This is a genomic window from Vibrio sonorensis (assembly GCF_001854765.1).
GTDB lineage: Bacteria > Pseudomonadota > Gammaproteobacteria > Enterobacterales > Vibrionaceae > Vibrio > Vibrio sonorensis.
Genome location: NZ_LJJE01000061.1, coordinates 1 through 4659, shown reverse-complemented (window position 1 = coordinate 4659; position 4659 = coordinate 1). Strand labels below are relative to the sequence as shown.

Here is a 4659-nt window from a genome sequence, read left to right as displayed (position 1 = left end):
CGTTAATAATCTGTTCTTCTGTATAACGTTTTTTCATTTTGAGATCTCCATTGATTTTAGTGTATTAGAAATCTCATCAAAGTCATGGCGTTAATTTAGGGGGAAAGGTCACTACAACACGGCTTTGTTTCCTAAATCGGGGAACTAAATCATTAACCTACGATCTGATCAGCTAAGTTCATTCAAATACTTAGACCAATGCCCAAGCCTCGCTACAAAACAACTATCGGGAAACAATATAACCAAGCTTTGATCAATCGTGGTTCTCTGACATTTTGGATTGACGAAGAGACAATCCAGCACTGGAAACAGGTTAAGCAAGGTACCCGAGGAAGATCCCGTTTGTTTAGTGACTTAGCCATCACGACCGCTCTCATGGTGACGCGCATCTTTCCCTGCCCTTAAGGGCACAACAAGGCTTTATAGATGCAGCATTGAAATTGGCGAATGTTCCATTGGTTTGTCCTCACTATACCTGTATAAGCCGACGAACCAAGGATGTGGTCGTTAATTTCAAAACCTCAACACGAGGCGCTATCCAACGCCTAGCTATGATGCAGCTGGGCTCAAAGGTATACGGTGAGGGACAATGGAAAGTGAAACGGCATTGTGCAGATGGCGAACGTCGAGTCGGGCGTAAACACCATCTTGCGAGTGATACCAATACACGTGAAATTGTCGCCGCTGGCTGACGCCCTCGCGTGTGACCGATGCGGAAGTACTCCCCAATCTACTTAAACAAACACGCCGAACCATCAAGGAAACCTCGGGAGATGGTGCAAACGAGACGAGAGAGTGTCACAGAGCAATTAGGGTTAAGAGCGCGACACCTTTCATCCCTCCGCGCGAAGGTGCCGCTTACTAGAAAAAAAGCGTCCTCGTCATCTGGCAGTTGGCTGCCAAAAGCGCTATGGCTCGAACAAAAAGCGGAAACAGAAGTATGGTTACCCTAAGCGGCCATTGCCGGAGACCGCGATGTATCGCGTCAAACAACGACTAGGTGCTTCACTCACGCACCGAAATGACAACGCACAAGTGGGTGAGACCTGCGCCATGGTTAAAGCACTCAACCAGCTATCTGGGTAGCTAGCCAAAAACTCGGCATTATGGTTAAGATACGAACAATTTAACTAGGGTCCGCTCTTTCGCTGGATTCGGCAACAATGACAACAGCGGTTAAAGGAATTACTGTTGATGAACGAATGATGTACTAGAAAAACGAGCTAAGCTCATTGACTAAGCAACAAACTAAAAGTCATTCCTGCGCCATCGACACGGCGTTCCCGGAAACGCACGTACAGCTCTGTGTCGTCCACATAGTGCGAAACTCGGTCAAGTACAGACTACAAAGCAGTGACGACTGACCTGAAGACAATCTACCAATCAGCCACAGAAGACGAGGCTCTGCTGGCTCTAGGGCAGTTCTCTGAGCGAGGGGGTTTTAAGTGTCCTCGAAATCAGTCGCGCTTGGACGGCGCGTTGAGGCAACCTGAACACCCTGTTTAACTACCCAGAGGATATTCGCCGAGCCATTTACACGACTAACGCCATTGAATCTCTCAACAGCGTAATTAGAAAAACGATCAAGAAGCGTAAGCTCTTCCCAACGGATGAATCCGCTAGAAAGGTGGACGATGCTGATTTGAAACTGGCGACAAGCGCTAAACCGCTTTAATGATTATGTTCGAAGATCGACTCACTGAATACATGTAACCCGACAGTTACACAGAATTAAATACAGGGTCCTAGAGGACTTTGAAAAAAGCAAAGCATAAATCTCCATCAGGACACCCCCATTAAAACCCCACACTAATACATCTGTGAGGGTCTAGTAATCCGGCTATGAGCTAAAGAATGGCAACGGACAATGCGCAAAAGAGTGCGGTCTGAGACCCTACAGCTACACATATTCTATAAAAGATTTTTTAAGTGGAAAGTTTAGATTCAATAGAGATGACAGAAGCCACAAGTAAATTAACAATCCCACTACGCATGCCATGATACTTATCGCAATAAACATCGCAATGAAAATCCAACATCCTAAAAAAGCCCCAAGTACGCTCATTAAACGAGTCGAGAAAATAAAGGCCCAACTAAAAGCCGGTACAGCAAAAATTCGGAAGACTGAGCGTTATGGCTATGCTACGATAGCCTTGGAAAGTATGAACGAGCTGTGCTGCTAAATGACATGATGCTCATATTCAATAGCCACAGTGCTTATGAGAAGTTTATTAATTCAGCTCGCTAGATGTCCCAAAAGATACAATAGTACTAGTTGTCTTTTTCCGGTTTGAGTACATCATAAATTTTACGAATGGTATTGATTGCTCGACCAGTGCCTTTGCGAGCTTCACGCAGTGACAACCCATCATTATATGTGTTGACTACGTCTGGGTGGTCTGACGAAAGCATTGCCTTACTCTTAACTGTGCGGCCTAAATGGGTGCCAGATATCATTTTTTGTTTGGTTTGCCCTTGACGAACTTTTTGACTTTGAGCTCAGTAAACTACTTTTATTTCACTGTCAGTGAGAGAGCTAACTCCTAACTCCTCAAGTCGCATTGATGCTAATCGCTTTTGGGCGACAATTGCATGAAAATGGATCATCAAACTGAAAGCATCAAAGTGAGAGTTCGAAACGACCAAGTTAACTTAATTGAAACATGGAATGTATCTAGGGTTGGTGATGCCGTTTCACTAGTTTCAAAGTCCGTGAACCATCTAACCAATCGCAGGAGGAAATGAAATCTATGGTTGTTATCATTCCACCGCCAGAAGTTTTCAAGAGTCATCCAGAAGATAACAGAACGGTAGAGCAGTTCGAAGAGGCTTGTCAGGTTGATCTAGACTTATTGGTTGTTTCAACTAAGCAGGTATTAGCCAATTCTGTTAGTAACAAGACCAAGGCGATTTTTAATATCAATGATGTTTTCAGTATGCGCAAACCGTTACCGCTTACAGCAACAAGTGAGTTTGTAGATAGACTACTAAACTCAGACCAGTAGGGAAATGCAAAAAAACGTGAACATTCTCGTCACAGAACACAGAACTTGGGAAATCGGAAACCTTTAATATCATGATGGTCACTCCAACAAATAAGAGTGCCACAATGCCGCAACTTCACTGCCTTGACCTTTTTACCAAAATTGGAGGATTCCACTTAGCCGCTCAGCGCAACGGTCATATCAATACTATCTGCACCTCTGAAATAGACAGCTACAACGTAAAGTTCATTGAACGCAACTTACTGCTCGATAACGCCGGAGATATTCAGAACGTAGCTGTACCCGCTTCGCCTTCATCCTGATTTTCATTACGCTGAAGAAAATAATGTCGCAGTCGAAGAAACTTGCTTTACTACACTGACAATGGAAGCCTTCATGGAAGGCGTTTTACCGTAGCCTGATGTCATTTACGGGGGGGCCTTGTCAGGATGTCTCAAGTGCCAATCTCCACGGAAACCATATTGGTGTCGGAGGTGAGCGCAGCGGCCTAGTGGTTGAACAGCTTCGAATTATTGAAGACTTCGAGCCGAGTTATGTCGTCATGGAGAATAGCGACAGACTGTCTAAACGCGGCCTTGCTGACATCTTGTGTGAATTACATAGATTGGGGTACATCGTTGAATGGGAGACTATAGCTGCAGCACATATGGGCTACCCGCACTATCGACACAGAACCTATCTTGTCTGTGCCATCGCCAAGCAAAACAAGCGCGTATTTGATACAGTACGCCAAAGAGCCAATAAGAAACCTGATCATCGTTTTCCATTAATGGACAAAGCCGGAGCAGACTTATTAGAACTGGCGACTGTCGAAAACACACGCTCAATTAAATTGCGAACTAAACGTATCAACTCGCTTGGCAAGGCCCTTATTCCCGATATTGCTAAAGCAATTTTTGACGCCATTACCACTGCAGAAATGGCACAAAGCTATCCAGAAAAACAAGCTGCAGGCCGTAGGACTGAGCACTATCACGCATCACTGATAAAGCAGACTTGGCAACAAATCCAAACAGGCTTGTTCGAAGAGAACATGGCTTGTTGTGTCGATATCCCGTCTCGCGGTTTATGGTGGATGGTCACATGTACACCGGACCAGTTGAACGCAAGCTAAATCCGAAGAAAACCACTTATCAAAATATGTTTTCGACACTGATCTCCAGAAATGGAAATAACAACTTCACCACGAAATCTAGACTCAATCGGCCTGGAAAGCTCGGTGGCTGATCGGAGATTTAATGCGCCTCGGGGCTATAAGGGCGGTTTACCACCTTTGTTCTGTGAGCGCTACATGGGTTCTCCCGATAATTACACTCAATTGGCTGAGTAAAACCATCAACTTTGGAAATCTAAACCGTAGGTTACAATAGTAGTCATCAAGCATTTCAGAGGGTAAAAAAGATGGGCATTCATTTAGGAACCAGTAACCTCGTTGTCTTATCAAACGATGTGACCAAAAGCATACTAGGTATTGCAGATCATTATCCGAGCGCACTCAATGAGCGAGTAAGTGTACCGACCATTGATGAAAAGTACGTAAAGTACGTTGAAGACGGAAAGTTTGAAGCATTTGATACAGAAAAAAAAGGTTCATCGCGGCTTTCCGGGGAAAGCCGCTTTTATCTTTAAGAAGAAGTAATCAGTATCTCGATAA

At 44.4% G+C, this 4659-nt stretch carries 5 protein-coding genes and 2 pseudogenes; 6 read left to right on the top strand and 1 reads right to left on the bottom strand.

What is annotated here, in order from left to right; genetic code table 11:
* Positions 1-198: 198 nt before the first annotated feature.
* Together BLO31_RS10170 and BLO31_RS23115 are read left to right on the top strand one after the other, a co-directional pair.
* Positions 199-1086 (top strand): annotated as a pseudogene (locus tag BLO31_RS10170) (IS5 family transposase).
* Between the two features lie 179 nt (positions 1087-1265).
* A pseudogene (locus BLO31_RS23115) lies at positions 1266-1713 on the top strand (transposase); the annotation flags it as partial.
* Between the two features lie 558 nt (positions 1714-2271).
* Here the strand turns inward: BLO31_RS23115 and BLO31_RS23820 are convergent.
* Positions 2272-2412: a hypothetical protein gene (locus tag BLO31_RS23820; protein ID WP_175443204.1), complete on the bottom strand. Its 141-nt coding sequence runs from the start codon at positions 2410-2412 to the stop codon at positions 2272-2274.
* 329 nt (positions 2413-2741) lie between these two features.
* On the opposite strand from BLO31_RS23820, the gene BLO31_RS10160 reads away from it, so the two are divergent.
* From BLO31_RS10160 to BLO31_RS10145, 4 genes are all read left to right on the top strand, one after another.
* Positions 2742-3005, top strand: a complete 264-nt coding sequence (locus BLO31_RS10160; RefSeq protein ID WP_070965547.1) for a hypothetical protein — start codon at positions 2742-2744, stop codon at positions 3003-3005.
* 104 nt (positions 3006-3109) lie between these two features.
* Positions 3110-3307, top strand: a complete 198-nt coding sequence (locus tag BLO31_RS24865) for a DNA cytosine methyltransferase (protein WP_070965544.1) — start codon at positions 3110-3112, stop codon at positions 3305-3307.
* A gap of 98 nt (positions 3308-3405) precedes the next feature.
* The gene (locus BLO31_RS10150; protein WP_070965541.1) at positions 3406-4119 is read left to right on the top strand and encodes a DNA cytosine methyltransferase; all 714 of its coding nucleotides are present in this window, start codon (positions 3406-3408) and stop codon (positions 4117-4119) included.
* A 287-nt stretch (positions 4120-4406) separates the two neighbouring features.
* On the top strand, positions 4407-4634 hold the full coding sequence (locus BLO31_RS10145; protein WP_070965538.1) for a hypothetical protein: 228 nt from the start codon (positions 4407-4409) through the stop codon (positions 4632-4634).
* Positions 4635-4659: the final 25 nt, after the last annotated feature.